This is a genomic window from Brevibacillus sp. BC25, assembly GCF_000282075.1.
Taxonomy (GTDB): domain Bacteria; phylum Bacillota; class Bacilli; order Brevibacillales; family Brevibacillaceae; genus Brevibacillus.
On the sequence record NZ_AKIX01000065.1, the window covers coordinates 1 to 15601 of the forward strand.

Annotated in this window: 16 protein-coding genes and 1 pseudogene; 12 read left to right on the forward strand and 5 right to left on the reverse strand. The window is 47.8% G+C overall.

The window, feature by feature from the left end:
* From PMI05_RS18385 to PMI05_RS18415, 7 genes are all read left to right on the forward strand, one after another.
* Window positions 1–257, forward strand: a 257-nt coding sequence (locus tag PMI05_RS18385) for an ABC transporter substrate-binding protein (protein WP_007724811.1), incomplete at its 5' end; no start/stop codon positions are given.
* A 12-nt stretch (window positions 258–269) separates the two neighbouring features.
* Entirely contained in the window at window positions 270–1040 is a 771-nt protein-coding gene (locus tag PMI05_RS18390) for an ABC transporter ATP-binding protein (protein WP_007724816.1), read from the forward strand.
* Window positions 1024–1725 carry an ABC transporter ATP-binding protein gene (locus PMI05_RS18395; protein ID WP_007724817.1) on the forward strand — a complete coding sequence of 234 codons (702 nt, stop codon included), beginning with the start codon at window positions 1024–1026 and terminating at the stop codon, window positions 1723–1725. Before PMI05_RS18390 ends, PMI05_RS18395 begins: the two co-directional genes overlap by 17 nt.
* A gap of 27 nt (window positions 1726–1752) precedes the next feature.
* Complete coding sequence (locus PMI05_RS18400) at window positions 1753–2613, forward strand: branched-chain amino acid ABC transporter permease (RefSeq protein WP_007724818.1); 861 nt, start codon at window positions 1753–1755, stop codon at window positions 2611–2613.
* 7 nt (window positions 2614–2620) lie between these two features.
* Window positions 2621–3619, forward strand: a complete 999-nt coding sequence (locus PMI05_RS18405; RefSeq protein ID WP_052006440.1) for a branched-chain amino acid ABC transporter permease — start codon at window positions 2621–2623, stop codon at window positions 3617–3619.
* A 138-nt stretch (window positions 3620–3757) separates the two neighbouring features.
* Complete coding sequence (locus tag PMI05_RS18410) at window positions 3758–5341, forward strand: acyl-CoA synthetase (protein WP_039960985.1); 1584 nt, start codon at window positions 3758–3760, stop codon at window positions 5339–5341.
* Window positions 5342–5450: 109 nt separating this feature from the next.
* On the forward strand, window positions 5451–6266 hold the full coding sequence (locus tag PMI05_RS18415) for a transglycosylase domain-containing protein (RefSeq protein ID WP_007724822.1): 816 nt from the start codon (window positions 5451–5453) through the stop codon (window positions 6264–6266).
* A 194-nt stretch (window positions 6267–6460) separates the two neighbouring features.
* Here PMI05_RS18415 and xerS read toward each other — a convergent pair whose 3' ends face one another.
* Window positions 6461–7573: a tyrosine recombinase XerS gene (xerS, locus tag PMI05_RS18420; RefSeq protein ID WP_007724823.1), complete on the reverse strand. Its 1113-nt coding sequence runs from the start codon at window positions 7571–7573 to the stop codon at window positions 6461–6463.
* A gap of 145 nt (window positions 7574–7718) precedes the next feature.
* Here xerS and PMI05_RS18425 point away from each other — a divergent pair, with 145 nt between their 5' ends.
* The 4 genes from PMI05_RS18425 (at window position 7719) to PMI05_RS31135 (ending at window position 10855) form a co-directional block, all read left to right on the forward strand.
* Window positions 7719–8096, forward strand: coding sequence for a ferredoxin (locus PMI05_RS18425; RefSeq protein WP_039960988.1), 378 nt, complete (start codon window positions 7719–7721; stop codon window positions 8094–8096).
* Between the two features lie 293 nt (window positions 8097–8389).
* Complete coding sequence (locus PMI05_RS18430; protein WP_007724834.1) at window positions 8390–9583, forward strand: glycine C-acetyltransferase; 1194 nt, start codon at window positions 8390–8392, stop codon at window positions 9581–9583.
* Window positions 9580–10542, forward strand: a complete 963-nt coding sequence (locus PMI05_RS18435) for an L-threonine 3-dehydrogenase (RefSeq protein ID WP_007724835.1) — start codon at window positions 9580–9582, stop codon at window positions 10540–10542. Before PMI05_RS18430 ends, PMI05_RS18435 begins: the two co-directional genes overlap by 4 nt.
* A gap of 154 nt (window positions 10543–10696) precedes the next feature.
* A complete protein-coding gene (locus tag PMI05_RS31135; RefSeq protein WP_007724837.1) occupies window positions 10697–10855 on the forward strand; it encodes a hypothetical protein in 159 nt (52 codons plus the stop codon).
* Window positions 10856–10964: 109 nt separating this feature from the next.
* Here the strand turns inward: PMI05_RS31135 and PMI05_RS18440 are convergent, their stop codons facing one another.
* The 3 genes and pseudogenes from PMI05_RS18440 to PMI05_RS18445 all read right to left on the reverse strand — a co-directional run bounded on the left by PMI05_RS18440 (window position 10965) and on the right by PMI05_RS18445 (window position 12190).
* Window positions 10965–11519: a spore coat protein gene (locus PMI05_RS18440; RefSeq protein WP_007724839.1), complete on the reverse strand. Its 555-nt coding sequence runs from the start codon at window positions 11517–11519 to the stop codon at window positions 10965–10967.
* A gap of 114 nt (window positions 11520–11633) precedes the next feature.
* Window positions 11634–11756: pseudogene (locus PMI05_RS31720) on the reverse strand (YozQ family protein); the annotation flags it as partial.
* Window positions 11757–11821: 65 nt separating this feature from the next.
* Window positions 11822–12190 (reverse strand): hypothetical protein, encoded by a 369-nt coding sequence (locus tag PMI05_RS18445; RefSeq protein ID WP_007724841.1) that lies wholly within the window; start codon window positions 12188–12190, stop codon window positions 11822–11824.
* A gap of 798 nt (window positions 12191–12988) precedes the next feature.
* On the opposite strand from PMI05_RS18445, the gene PMI05_RS18455 reads away from it, so the two are divergent.
* Window positions 12989–14020 (forward strand): Cfr family 23S rRNA (adenine(2503)-C(8))-methyltransferase, encoded by a 1032-nt coding sequence (locus PMI05_RS18455; RefSeq protein ID WP_007724846.1) that lies wholly within the window; start codon window positions 12989–12991, stop codon window positions 14018–14020.
* Window positions 14021–14164: 144 nt separating this feature from the next.
* Here the strand turns inward: PMI05_RS18455 and PMI05_RS18460 are convergent.
* Window positions 14165–15601, reverse strand: a 1437-nt coding sequence (locus tag PMI05_RS18460; RefSeq protein ID WP_007724848.1) for a glycosyl hydrolase family 18 protein, incomplete at its 5' end; no start/stop codon positions are given.

A 15601-nucleotide genomic window follows, 5' to 3' on the forward strand; every position in this document is an offset into this window, starting at 1 on the left:
CAGCCGTAGCGATTGTGGAAGCATTGAAAAAGTCGAACGCCGATGCAGATTCTGAGAAGTTGATTGCTGCGATGGAAGGCATGACCTTTGATACGCCGAAGGGCCAGATGCAGTTCCGGGCGGAGGACCATCAGGCACTGCAAACATTGTACGCAATCAAGCTGGAGAAAAAAGACGGAGTCGATCATCCGGTCCCTGTATTCGTTCGGGAGATGACGATGGAAGAGACAGCACCACCTGTCAGGAACCAGAAGTAGAGGAGGTGTGTGATGAGTTACTTGTTGGAAACGGTTGACCTCAGCGTAGCATTCGGGGAGCAAACGGTCATAAACAAGGTATCGCTACGCATACCGAAACAGCGATTTACTTCGATCATCGGACCGAATGGAGCCGGAAAGACGACGCTGTTTAACTTGTTGAGCGGGCAGCTTACTCCATCGCAAGGAACGATCAAGTACAAGGGGCAAGAGATTACACACTTGCCCCCTGCAGCACGAACGAGATTGGGTATTGGTCGATCGTTTCAATTGACAAACCTATTTCCCAAGCTAACGGTGCGGGAAAATATTCGATTGGCAGTGCAAGCGGCACAGGGAGTTCGGTTTCGTTTATGGATTTCCCAGGCAGATCAGATGCGACAGGCAGAGGAAGTTGAGCGATTGCTGCATCTGGTATTGCTCGAGAAAAAAGCGAATGTGCTAGCGAGCCTACTGGCCCACGGGGAGAAACGAAAGCTGGAGCTAGCCATGCTCCTTGGACTGCGCCCAGATGTTCTTTTACTCGACGAACCGACGGCGGGGATATCGTTGGAGGAAGTCCCAGCTGTATTGAAGGTGATCGAATCGATTAAAGAAAGCAATTCGTGCACGATCATCCTCATCGAACACAAGATGGACATGGTCAAATCACTCTCCGATCACATGGTCGTTCTGTTTCATGGAGAGCTATTGGCTGAGGGGACACCGACTGACATGATGCGAAATGAACAGGTGCAGTCTGCCTACTTGGGAGGGTTGTATAAGCATGATGCTGCAACTTGATCTGATTGAAACATACCTCGACCAGTTTCACATCTTGCAGGGTGTCTCGCTATCCGTGCAAGCCGGCAGTATTACCGTGTTGTTTGGACGAAATGGCGCTGGCAAAACTACGACGCTTCGTTCCATCATGGGGCTTGCCCCGATCCGTCATGGCCAAATTCGCTATCTAGGAGAAGAAATCGGACATCTGCCGACCTATTCCATCGCGCGTAAGGGGATTGGCTATGTCCCCGAGAATCAAGGGATTTTTCATGATTTTACGGTAGAAGAGACGTTCCGGCTCGCCATGCAAAAAAATGACGACGAACAAAAAGAAAAGCTTGCGTGGATGCTGGATCTATTCCCTGACCTGCGTCACTACTGGAAAAAGAAAAGTGGGCACTTAAGCGGAGGTCAAAAGCAAATGCTGGCCATTGCTCGAGCTTATGTGAACAGCAACGGACTCTTGTTAATTGACGAGCCGAGCAAGGGACTGGCGCCGATCATGGTTGAAAAGCTCATGTTCCACATCGATTCGATGAAGCAGAAAACAACCGTGCTTTTAGTCGAGCAAAACTTTATGATGGCGAGCATGATCGGCGAGCAGTACTACTTGATGGATGAAGGGAAAATTGTCCGCGGTGGCGCGATGCAGGAGTTGAAGGATGATGCAGATACGCGACAAAAATATTTGGGCATTGCCTGAGCGTATAACAGGGAGGGGGAGGATGAAATGGATGTCGCGATTAATTTGCTTGTAAATGGACTGGCGACAGGCATACTCATTTTCTTGCTCGCTTCCGGGCTCACGTTGATCTTTGGCTTAATGAGTGTGTTGAACTTTGCCCATGGTGGATTGTTTGCCTGGGGAGCCTTTGCTGGTGTATGGCTTTTCGGATTAACGGATAGCTTTTTTCTGGCCATCGTAGGTGCTGTTGTCATCGGGATGCTGCTTGGTTTCGTGTTAGAGCGCGTGCTGATCCGCCCTGTGTACGGTGATCATATTCAGCAACTGCTTGTGACATTGGGCGGGATGCTCGTGATAAGTGAATTGCTAAAGGTATTTTGGAGCCCCAATCCCATTCGGGCAGTATTACCGGATTATTTGCAAGGGAGCATCGAGCTTGGCGACATCATACTGATCACGTATCGCTTGTTTGTCATCGCAGTGGGAATAGTTGTGTACGTCGGGTTGCACCTGTTGTTAACCAGAACCAGATTAGGCTTGATCGTCCGAGCGGGTGTGATCGATAAGGAAATGGTGCAGGCACTCGGCATCAATATTAAACAAGTGTTTACCTTCGTCTTTTTGCTGGGGGCAGGCATGGCTGCGCTCGGAGGAAGTCTGCTGGCACCGTATTCTGGGGTTATTTTTGCGGAAATGGGTATGCAGTATGCGATTCTGGCATTCATCGTCGTCATTGTCGGTGGGATGGGAAGCGTTCAAGGCTCTATGATTGCGGCGGTTTTAGTAGGGGTGCTTGGCTCGTTCATGGCTTACTTCGTTCCAGAGCTTTCACTGGCAGTGAACATGCTGCTGATGCTGGCAGTGCTGCTTATCAAACCATCCGGCCTGTTTGGAGCGAAGGGGTGATCATGTGTTGACTACATCTGGATTGTTGAACCATCGATTTATTGTGTTTGTCTTTCTATCCTTGGCCGTTTTGCCGTTTCTTTCAGACTCGCGCAGCATGTACATCTTGTTCACTCAAATTTTTATCTTTGCGATTTTTGCGATGAGCTTTGATTTGTTGCTTGGCTATACGGGGATCGTCTCGTTCGGGCACTGTATGTTTTTCGGAATAGGTGCGTACTCCGTGTCTTTATTCCTGAAAAACTTTGACGCGACGATCAGTTATTTCTTGCTTGGCGTACTCGTTGCCATCGTGCTCTCCGGTATTCTCAGCTATTTGATCGGGATGCTGTCCTTGCGGTTGAAAAGTCATTTTTATGCGATGCTGACCTTGGCGATTTCCCAGCTGCTATTCATATTGGCAGAAAAATGGCGATCGTTGACGATGGGTGGGGATGGCTTCACCTTCCCTGTGCCTGAGCTGTTTCGTGATCGTTTGTCCTTTTACTATGTATGCCTGATCCTAATGGTCATGCTGTTCGTCATCTTGCGGGCGTTTACGCACTCTCCACTCGGCAAGGTATTGAAAGCCATCGGTCAAAATGAACAACGTGCGGAAGCGTTAGGCTATCAAATTCTTCATTATAAGGTAATCGTCAGCATTGTCGCTGGAGTGGTTGCTGCGATTAGTGGAGGTTTGTACGCGGTCATGCTGCGATTCGTGAACACCCAAGTATTTTCGATTGAAACGACGCTAGATGCACTCTTGATGAGCATGATCGGTGGGCTGGGAACGTTATTTGGCTCCATTTTGGGGTCGGGAATCGTGGAGCTGGCCCATCACGGGCTAACTGAGTTGGCGAAGCTTCACCCCATATTCGAGAGATGGGTCATCTTCCTCGGTTTGCTCTATATTTTGGTCGTGCTCTGCTTTCCGAGCGGAATTGTCGGTAGCTTTCAAGAGTGGAGGGAAAAAAGGAAACAGCGTTCCGTTCAGGCTGCAACAATCACGGAGCAAGTAGAATGATAGGAATGAAAGAAGGGAGGTCAACCTATGCAAAAGGTTGGCCTTTTTTTGTCCCATTTTTGTCGAAAGAAAAAGGTGAGAATTATAGTGATGTCGAATTATTATTCATCAATCATTAGAAAAGGTGGAGATGTGCCTATGGAACTAAACATGCCAGTGAACTATAACTTCGCTGCCCAGGTGGACGAATGGGCGAAAAAACATCCGGAGAAACGAGCGGTTTGGGAGTTAGATGAACAAGGTCAGGAACATATCCTTACGTACAATGATTTGCGCCAATATTCAAACAAAATTGCGAATGGTTTAGGGTCCATCGGAATCGAGCATGGGGATCGGGTACTCGTCCTGGTTTCCCGAGGAACATTGGCTTATGGTCTCTATTTGGCACTGCTGAAGCTGGGTGCCGTGATTTTGCCAGGGTCTGAGATGCTGCGTTCCAAAGATATCGAGTACCGGATCAATCATGCAAAAGTCAAGGCTGTGATCAGCTTCGGGGGAGCAATGAGTGAGGTTGACCTGACGAGAGGCAACTGTTCTACATTGCAACACTACATCACGACGGGCGAAGAGAAAGAAGGTTGGATTTCGTTTGAGGGCTTGCTCCAGGGGCAGGACACAGAATTTGAGGTAGTAAACACGAAATCGGATGAGCTGGCCTTCCTGTCTTATACATCAGGTACGACTGGGGGACCAAAAGGGGTTATGCACGTTCATGGTTGGCCGTTTGCGCATTTGGCTGTGGCCGCTACACAGTGGCTGGACGTTCGCGAAGGTGACGTGGTTTGGGCAACAGCTGGGCCTGGTTGGGCCAAGTGGATCTGGAGCCCGTTTGTCTCTACGTTAGGGCTGGGAGCGACCGCGTTTGTTTATAAAGGAAAGTTTTCTGCGGAGAATTATTTGACGATTCTGCAAAAATATCCGGTTTCTGTCTTGTGTGCGACGCCTACCGAGTACAGAATCATGGCAAAAGTAACGGATTTGGAACAATACAAGCTGTCCGCCTTGCGCTCCGCATGTTCCGCCGGTGAACCACTCAATCGGGAAGTGATCGACACATTCCGCCGCGTATTCCAGTTGACCGTGCGAGATGGATACGGACAGACAGAGAACACTTTGCTGGTGGGTACCTTTGTAGGCATGGAGCCAAGGCCAGGTTCAATGGGCAAGCCATCGCCAGTTGTGAGGATCGCCATTATTGACGAAGAAGGTGCGGAGCTGCCAGTAGGCAAAGTGGGCGATATTGCCATTGATCGTCATATGGTAGCGCTGTTCAAAGGCTATCTGGATGATCCCGAGCGAACTGCCAGAGCGTTTCGCGGCGACTGGTACGTGACGGGTGACCAAGGTCGCATGGACGAAGATGGCTACATCTGGTTCGAAGGACGTTCGGACGACATTATCATCTCGGGTGGATATACGATTGGTCCGTTTGAGGTCGAGGATGCGTTGGTGAAGCACGCGGCAGTAGCGGAATGTGCAGCGGTTGCCAGTCCAGATCCAGAGCGTGGGCATGTGGTAAAAGCCTTTGTCATCCTGAAAAAAGGGAATGAGCCATCCGAAGAGTTGATCGTGGAATTGCAAAATCATGTCAAGCAATTAACCGCTCCGTATAAATACCCGCGCAAAATTGAATTTGTACAGGAGCTGCCGAAGACAACCTCCGGTAAAATCAGAAGGATCGAGCTGCGGCAGCAGGAGGCACAGCAAAATCAGCATTCGTAGGTAATTGTTTGTCTTACGAAATTGTAAGATTGCTGTAAGTGGATTCGATGGGACGAAATGCGCGCATCCCCTACAATGTGAGTAGAAGCAAGGCAAGGGGGAATGCAGCATGAACCACCTTCCAATCCCATTAGGAAGAAACACCGACTTGTATGAAGCGGCGAGCATGCCTAAAAGCATCAAGAAACTCGGTGTTCGTTGGAAAAAACGACTGCGTATCAGTTTTCTCGTAATCATGATGGCAGCTATCCTGGCGCCGATCGTGCTTGCTTGGACAGGGAATATATGGATAGATGAAAAGAAACTGGCTGCTGTACAGCAATCCAGCAGCTATGCAAAGCTGGACGAAATGCCTGATCATGTGTGGAAGGCGTTCGTTGCGATAGAGGATCATCGGTTTATGCAGCATCCAGGAGTGGATCCGATTGGATTGAGCCGAGCGATCTGGGTGGATATCAAGGAAGGAGCCTACGTGCAAGGCGGAAGTACAATCACCATGCAGTTGGCGCGGAACCTGTTTCTGACAAACGACAAAACGATGACCAGAAAAGTGAAGGAAATCGCGATCGCTTTGCAATTGGAACAGCGATACAGCAAAAAAGAACTGCTCGAAATGTACCTCAACGTCATTTATTTCGGGCACGGAAAATACGGGATTGGCGAGGCTGTTCCCTTTTACTTCGGAAAAAAAGCAACAGAAACAGGGGATCGAGCGGTAACATTGGGAGAAGCGGCAATGCTGGCTTCTTTACCGAAAGGACCAGAGCGTTACTCACCGGTAAAGAACTGGGACCGAGCCAAAGAACGGCAAGCGGTTGTACTGAATCGGATGAACGAATTGGAAGTGATCGATCAAAGCGAAAATACATTGGCAAAGAATGAGCAGATATCCATTGTTCCTACTGCCAAACGTGCAGCAAAATAATCGAATGTGATGGAATCCCCTGTCTGGATAGCAGGGGATTTTTGCTATGGAACAGAAGAAGCATGCATTTGATATGGCCCGTTTCCTAATGGTGGAACAGCGGTGGGGATGCAGAGGGAAGTGGAAAAAGTACGAAACAAGTGACCAGTCCGCAGTTGTATGCAGATTGGTCACTTGTTTTTGTTGAGGGCTTCTTACGTCGTTCGGTTCACAGCCTTGCCCAAAGCATCTTCTAGTACATGGGCATACTGCATAGTCGTTTCAATTTTGGAGTGCCCCAGTTGTGCTTGTAGCTGATGGGGGTCAGGATTCAAGCGGAGAAACTGTGTAGCAAAGCTGTGACGAAGCTTATGGACAGACAAATCGGGGATGCCAAATGCTTTGGCGTACTTTTTGACCAGCTTTTGGACAGACCGCACTTCAATGCGATGCCCATTCGGATTGGTAGGGGAAACAGCGAGAAAAACAGCGTCCTCTTGCGGTTCGGGATTGTATTTGTCACGTAGCTGCAAGTATTTGGCTAAGTACTCCTTGCCCCAGTCACTGAAAAAAGGAGCGTCCTCTTTCTTTCCTTTGCGGATCAATTTCAACTGGTTTTTTTCCATAATAATGTCGGATAGATCGAGACTAACGATCTCTGACACACGGAATCCACCAGAGAGAATCATCGCGATCAAGGCCGTATCCCGGTCGCGGTTTTGCATGTGATACTGCTTCTTTTTTTCCGTATCACAATGGGCCAGATATCCGTTGTAGACAAAATCGACGAACTGATAGATTTCGTCGTCAATCAGGATTTTTGCCCGAATGGCGTGGGCGCGTGCGAGGGGAGTCAGCTCCGTGATCTCCAGCTCGATTTTGGCGAGTACATTCCGCGTCAAATACGATTCCCCATTCTCATCCTCAGCGAGGGCAGACAAGTAATGAAAAAGCGATTTCAGACTCGATATTTTTCTGCTGATGGTGCGGTCGCTATACTCTTTCTTCGCGCTTTTGGTAGGGTTCGAGAGCAAAACGGATCGCTCATATAGATGCGACTCCTGCAAGTATAGAATATAGCTTTCTACCGTTTCCTTCTTCAAGTCATTCAAATCGCTTAACGGAATGTCCTTCATATCCGTCGCGGTACTCAATCCTTCTGTCATCATCCAGCGAAAGAAAAAAGAGAAATCGCGGAGGTATCCAAGCAAGGTAGAGGGTGAATTCTTTTTTGCTTTTTTATGCTCAATAAACTTTTCGACATACCATGGGTAGGAGCCCACTGTTTGCAAAAGCTGCAAGGCATCGCGCTGTTTGGTAACGGACATGCTTTCACCACCAACTCTTTTTGTAAATCGTATACGAACATATATTCTATCAAAAACCAAACGTTCTGGGAATTGCAAATTGAACAAGAAACCGTCATGATGGGGAGAGTGGATGGATGTTGGACAAGAACGGGGAGGATTTGTAGTGGCAACATGGGACTTATCTCAGACAAAGCATCATGTGCTGATCTGTAATGGTGGAAGCTGTATGCGCAAGGGTGGCGAAGAGGTTACGGTAGCAATACGCGAAGCGATTACCGAAGCAGGCTTGGATGACTATGTACATACAACCCGCACGCGTTGCAACGGGCGATGTGAGGACGCATGCGTGATGATCGTGTACCCCGAGGGAATCTGGTATGAAAACGTGACGCCAGAAGATGCACAGCTGTTGGTGGAAGAGCATTTTCAAAACGGCAGACCAGTAGAGGCCTTGATGACGCATCGCTTCGAAACGAATGGTTTTGTTCGTACGATAGACACCAAGCCTGGTATCTTAAAATCACAAAAGACAAAAAAATGAGGAAAAAGCCACGATCTGCTTACATGAAGCAAGAGAGTGGTTTTTTCATTTTCGGGAGTCTACGAATTAAAACAAAAGGAGAAAGTAGGAGAGATGACATTATCGAAAGGAAAATGATTGAAAGCGTTAACAATATGTCTTTGTGATGTGGACGTTTTAAGTAAATGGTGGTAAAATGTCTGTAGATTAAGTTGATTTTATGCGAATTTTATCAAATTGATGTGTCCATACAGCGTGAACAATTGTTTTTGTGGAACTTACTAATCGATGGCTGAATAATGGAGGGATTCTCGTTGGCGAGCAAAACACTTGAACATTTTTTACATGAAAATCTGGCAGATTTGAAGAGCAAGGGACTGTACAATGTCATTGACCCATTGCAAAGCGCGAACGGTCCTGTCATTACGATTGCAGGAAAAGAACTGATCAACCTCTCCTCCAATAACTATCTGGGCTTGGCTACTGATCAACGCCTTGTGGACGCTGCGATTGCAGCAGCAAGCAAATACGGCGTAGGGGCAGGGGCTGTTCGTACAATTAATGGTACCTTGGACTTGCATGTGAAGCTGGAAGAAAAGCTCGCTGCCTTCAAGCACACGGAAGCCGCTATTGCTTACCAATCTGGTTTTAACTGCAACATGGCTGCGATCTCTGCTGTCATGGACAAGGACGATGCGATTCTTTCTGACGAGTTGAACCACGCCTCCATTATTGATGGATGCCGCCTGTCTCGTGCACAAATTATCCGTGTGAATCACTCCGATATCGATGACTTGCGTGCAAAAGCGAAGGAAGCGAAAGAATCTGGCAAATATAAAAAGCTGATGGTCATTACTGACGGCGTATTTTCGATGGATGGCGATGTTGCCAAGCTGCCGGAAATCGTAGAGGTAGCCGAACAATATGACTTGATTACGTATGTAGACGATGCCCACGGCTCTGGTGTTCTCGGTAAAGGGGCAGGAACGGTTAAGCATTTTGGCCTGTCTGATAAAATCGACTTCCAAATCGGAACACTCTCCAAAGCAATTGGGGTAGTCGGCGGTTATGTAGCGGGACGCCAGGATCTGATCGACTGGCTCAAAGTACGCAGCAGACCATTCCTGTTCTCGACTTCGCTGACTCCAGCGGATGTGGCTGCTTCCATTGCGGCTATCGATATTTTGATGAACAGCACCGAGCTGCACGACAAGCTGTGGGATAACGGACATTACCTCAAAAAAGGCTTGAAAGAACTCGGCTTCAATATCGGGGAGAGCGAAACGCCTATCACTCCTTGCATTATCGGAGACGAACAGCAGACTCAAGAGTTCAGCAAGCGACTGTATGAAGAGGGTGTGTACGCGAAAGCGATCGTGTTCCCGACTGTACCAAAAGGAACCGGCCGTGTACGGAATATGCCAACAGCGGCACATAGCAAAGAAATGTTGGATCATGCCCTTAGCATCTACGAAAAAGTTGGGAAAGAAATGGGGATCCTGAAATGAAAAAAATTCTGGTAACCGGGGCGTTAGGACAAATTGGTTCCGAACTCATCATGAAATTACGCGATATTTACGGAGCGGATCAAGTCATCGCCACAGATATCCGGAAAAACGAAGACGATCCTGTCGTGCAATCGGGTCCATTCGAAGTTCTTGATGTCACTGACGGGAACCGGATGTTTGAGCTGGCGAAGAAACATGGCGTGGATACCATTATGCATTTGGCTGCCCTGTTGTCTGCAACAGCTGAAGCAAAGCCTCTCTTGGCATGGAACCTGAACATGGGCGGGCTGGTAAACGCTCTGGAAGCAGCACGTGAGTTGAACTGCCAGTTTTTCACACCGAGCTCGATTGGTGCATTTGGTCCAACTACACCGAAGGACAACACGCCGCAGGACACGATTCAACGCCCTACGACTATGTATGGTGTAAATAAAGTATCCGGTGAGTTGCTCTGCGATTACTATTATCAAAAATTTGGGGTAGATACGCGTGGCGTACGCTTCCCAGGTCTGATCTCGTATGTAGCGCCTCCAGGTGGTGGTACGACTGACTACGCAGTAGACATTTACTACAAGGCGATCCAGCATGGAGCGTATACGTCCTACATCGGCAAAGGCACGTACATGGATATGATGTATATGCCTGATGCGCTGAATGCGATTGTTTCCCTGATGGAAGCAGATGCCTCCAAGCTCATTCACCGCAATGCGTTCAACGTGACTGCGATGAGCATTGAGCCAGAAGATGTAGCAGCAGCGATCCGTAAACATATTCCTGAGTTTACGCTCTCTTATGAAGTCGACCCTGTGCGTCAGGCGATTGCCGATAGCTGGCCGAACTCTATTGATGCTACGGCTGCCCTGCAAGAGTGGGGCTTCAAAGCGGAGTATGACCTGGACAAAATGACTGAGGACATGCTCGCAAAACTGCGGGGGAAGTTGCTCCAGCAAGTCGGATAAACAAAGAGTGAAAAAAGGAAAACTGCCATTTCTTCTTGTACGTGGTACGAGAGAGATGGCAGTTTTTTTGTTTGTCCAATCACATGCACTGTGCAAGACTTTTGAATGCCTTTTCCGTTCTACGGGCACATTACGAAAAGAGAGGGGGAAAACCATGGATTTACCAAAAAACTTGCAGGACAACCATTCGAATCACGACGAAGAAGGACAAGTCATCCCAAATATAAAAGACACAAAAGGCAGTAGTAATGAGGAACGACCAATAGAAAGCTGGGGCTGGTCAAATAATACAGAGACCGTTCGAGATCGCTGACACATGATAAAAAAACAAAACCTTCCACAATCCGGGAGGTTTTTCTCGTTCCCGGTTGCTATGCTTCGCACAAATTGAAAACCGTCCAAACAAGGACGGTTTTTGTGGCTTACAGGAGCATTTGTTGTTGAGACTGATAGGCGTTAATCATCGTGTTCATGGTGTGATCGGCGAGCTGCGGAGCTTGGTAGTAGCCTCTTGCATTCAAGTATTGCCAAGTTTCATACGCCATTTGCTGGCATGCATTCGCGCCATTTACATGATATTGTCGGATACCTGGGTCCACACACTCTGCAGCCCACAGCATTCCGATAGCGGAGCCCGCTTTATGCCAGTTCAACATCAAGGTAGCGATCGTCATATCAGACAAGCGGGTTGGGTGCGGGTTGGGCGCAGCCATCTGTGGGTTATTTAGACCAACTGCAGTCGGTTGGGCTACCCGCAATTGAATAGGGGCTGGCGCTATGTTGAATCCTTTTCCTTGCAATAGGCTAATCCCTTGCTGGTATGCAGTCATGATCATTTGCTGATGCCGGTTAATGATGCTTGTTAATTGAGGGTCTTGCGCCATCTCGGCAAGTAATCCATGCATTTCTATTGCGGCGTGTTTGGAGCGGAGTGCTTCTTGTGTTTCCAAAAATTCATGGGCAGCAAATCGTTGCATAATGGCCTCCTGTAATCGAATTGGGTTACTGTAACCTTTGATAGTGTTTGTATAGAATCAATGGATATTCTGGGTAAAAATGGATAAAGGTTAGCCGGAGATATCAACCGGGCTTTAAAACATGTTTTCGTAGCCAGTGCGTGGTATTTCGATATTCTTGTGCCCAGCATTTTCAACGATTTTTCCGTCGTTTCTACCTTCCATGTAATTGTCGCTGACTTGTTCGTGTGTAATGGCGAGTCCTTAATCTGTCAACGATTTACTTTTATAAAAGGATGGGTCGGACATTTTGCAAAGTGGTGCTAACTCACGTATTCAGCTGAGTACGAATTGAAGCCTGCATGTACCGAAAGCAACGTATTTGCATAGCCCACCAAACGATTGACGGTCTCATCTACCACTGCGTAGACTAGCGGATGCAGAGTAGGGTCATGAAGTTTTGGGTCATCGAAAATTACGGTGGTATTGATGAACACATCCCGATTTCCGATCAAGTCGTAATGAATGAATACTTTCCCGCAAGCCCCTTCTGTTTGCGGATCTCGGTATCCCGGCAAAAACAGATACCATTCCTCGGCTGTTGCAGAACGGAAATTTTTCGTAAATGTGAGACCTTGGATAGCTTCGTCTGTTTTTCTTTTTAATTCAGGGCTCATCAAAATATCCGGCAAGAACCTTTCCTCCGTTCCGAGAAAATCATGTTTTAGACTTGCAGGTTCATTACGCTAACGGGCAGTTATGAGCAATTATGTTACGATTTTTAATTGCATGAATGGGTTATAACGCCCTATTCTTTAGTTAATGGCTAGGCAGTTTGATTTATTGGGGTGTCATTTTAGTATGTTGCAATGTATAAGGGGGTATGTTAAGATCGTGCTGACACTTAAAACGATTGGAGTTGAAGAGGATAATGTAATATTTTTTGCCACTTTTTGAAGAATAAAGCAAAGTTTGTTTTGTTCTTCATTGGCAAGAAAGTTACCTTATTCTTTTCACTCAAAAAATATACCTTTTCATTCCCTGAACCGGGCTGGATTTGCCGTATTTTTTTGAGCTACAAGAAAGGTAACTTTCTTGTAGCTCTTTTTTATTTTGAAAAAGGAGATTACCAACATGTCATTGATCAAGGTAACGAACCTAACGTTTGCCACTGACGGCAGTTTCAAATCCGAGCGTTTCGAGCCAATTTCGCGACAAAGATTGTGGAACTAAAAAGAGATAAACCATTTCTAGGAGGATGAAAGCGATGGAGATTGAGGTTGTAGATGATTGTGTGAACCGATTCCTGTTAGGTGAAGCGGTTCACAAAAAAACAAATCGGTTGCCGGAGGTTTACCAATCTATCGATAGGTGCACGTAGCGACCCGTCTGCAAACGTATGCGCTTTTTCTGTATAGTTGGTTAACGACGTGTCAAAGTACCAACTGACGGTTGCTTTTTTACGTTTTCTCCGGCGGTAAGGAGAAGACATGAGACTATCCTCGAAATATGAAATGATTCGGCGAATATTGTCCGACTTCAAGCAGCCCGAGTATCGGTATGCTCAGATTATGGACGCAATTTTCAAGCAAAACATCGGCGAATACGGACGGATGACCATACTGCCCAAATTTTTGCGCGATGAGTTGACCCGGATACTTGGACCGAACGTTTGCAGCATCGTTCCGGTAAAGGAATTCACCTCGAAACAGGTCAGCAAGGTGCTGTTTGCCATTGCGGGCGACGAACGCGTGGAGGCCGTACGACTTACTTATGAGCGGGGGTGGAAATCGTATTGTATTTCCACACAGTGCGGCTGCGGATTCGGGTGCAGGTTTTGCGCCACCGGTACCATTGGCTTGAAACGAAATCTGACCGCCGACGAAATTACCGACCAATTGCTGCACTTTCGCTTGAACGGCCACGCCTTGGACAGCGTCTCATTCATGGGCATGGGGGAGGCGCTTGCCAACCCGCATATATTTGATGCAATGACGATTTTGACCGACCCGCATCTCTTTGGTTTAGGACATCGACGAATTACGATTTCCACCATCGGCCTGTTGCCGGGGATTGACAAGCTGACACGGGAGTTTCCACAGGTCAATCTAACCTTCTCGCTGCATTCGCCGTTTGATGATCAGAGAAGCGAGCTGATGCCGATCAACGACCGATTCCCAGTCCGCGACGTGCTGAATGAATTGGATCGTCATATCCGGCATACTGGGAGAAAGGTGTATATTGCGTATATTCTTCTTCGAGGAGTCAACGATTCGACGGCACATGCGGAAGCGGTTGCCGAGTTGTTAAAGGGAAGGGGACCTGGCGAACATCTCTATCACGTTAACCTGATTCCATTCAATTCGACCGAAGTTACGCCAGACAGCTATCGACAATCTGATCCTAATCGGATTAAAGCGTTTGTTCGGATCTTGAAGTCAAAGGGTATCAGCATTACGGTTCGAACTCAATTCGGATCGGACATTAACGCGGCATGCGGCCAGCTATACCGCTCCAAATAATCGATGTCGGATAGGGGGAGCATTTCAATATACGGAACTTTTCGCTCTTTCACAATAGGAGCTTATTGAGAATTGCCTAGCATAACAAAAAGAAGCGCCTCTGCCACGGCTATTGCCGGACGAGGGCGCTTCTTTTCATGATTCTTACAGTTTTTCACGTGCATGTTTAAGGGTTATCGAATTGGCGATGGCTGTCCACATATCAGTTGATTCAGAGCCAACGTACCAGTACGCCAGTCCACCAATTTGCCATTGCAGACTAGCCTGAGCTTTTAGCCCAATTGAACGGCTTTCTTCCAGCCAAATCGTGTGCGTGACGCCTTGCTTTTGATACGTCGAACGGTATTGTCCAACTTTATCGTCCCAGACTGATTTTGCTCTGTATTGCGAGAGCAACTGGTAAGACTGAGGGATGCTGATATCTGTTGATTTCAATGACCCACTCGATTGGTACCAGTCGCGTGTGTAAAGAGGCATTCCGGCGATCAGCTTTTGGGTCGGAACCTCGTCAAGCAGGTCGGTAATGACTTTCGTAAACCATGGCAAGGATGCCACGGAGCCTGCTTTTGACCCGCCTACCCAATGCTCTTCATAGGCCATTACTACCAAATAATCCGCATGCTTTGCTAATTTAGCAAAATCAAAAGGATCGCTCCAATCTGAATCACCATCAGGCGGAATATCTACTGACAGGACAGCACCTTTTGCGTGAAGAGCAGTCCCGAGCTCCTGTATAAACAAGGTGAAGTTGTTGCGATCCGCAGGGGAGAACCCTTCAAAATCGATGTTAATCCCATCTAGCTGGTACTTATCAATGTACGAAGAAAGCTTTTGCACGGCTGCTTTTCGTTTATTGGGATCGGACAGCATGGTGTGGGTAGCATCGGGATCGAATTTATTCCCGAATAGCGGCCACACTTGCTTGCCATTCGTATGTGCCCAATGGACAAGTGAAGTATCCGTAGAGTCGCTGATCGTTCCGTCTTTTTGCAGGAAGTACCAGCGCGGCGACAGCGTGTTGACTCCACTTTTCTTGACTTGTGCAATGAACTCCTCTGTCGTGGATTGGTATTGCCATCCGAGAGAGACCAGAGGCTTTGCTGTACCGTTTTGCTTCTTCAAATTCTCCTGAATTCGATGCAAAATAACAGCCGTTTCTTCTCTTGATAGTGCTTGAGTCGGGCGGAAGTAGCCATTGTAGCCAACCAACCATTTTTTCTGCATGGCGTGGCTGACGGAGGCACGTGCCCAGCTCGAAATCGCATTGGCATCCTTCACGGGCAACTGGTAAGAAGACGAAATGCTCTGTTCCAGTGCGCGTACGAGAAACGCAGCGGCCTCTTCGCGGGAGATCGTCCGCTTCGGAGCAAACGTAGTAGGACTGACGCCATTCGCGATGTTAAGTCCAGCAGCAGCTTGTACGTATCCGTATGCCCAAGAGTTTTTCGGGACATCCGAATAGGCTGCGACGTTGCTGACCACCGGGTTAATACCGAGAGTTCTTGTGAGCATCGCGACAAACTCAGCACGTGTCACCGGGCGAGTCGGGTGAAAATACCCGTTTTCATCTCCGGAGATGAC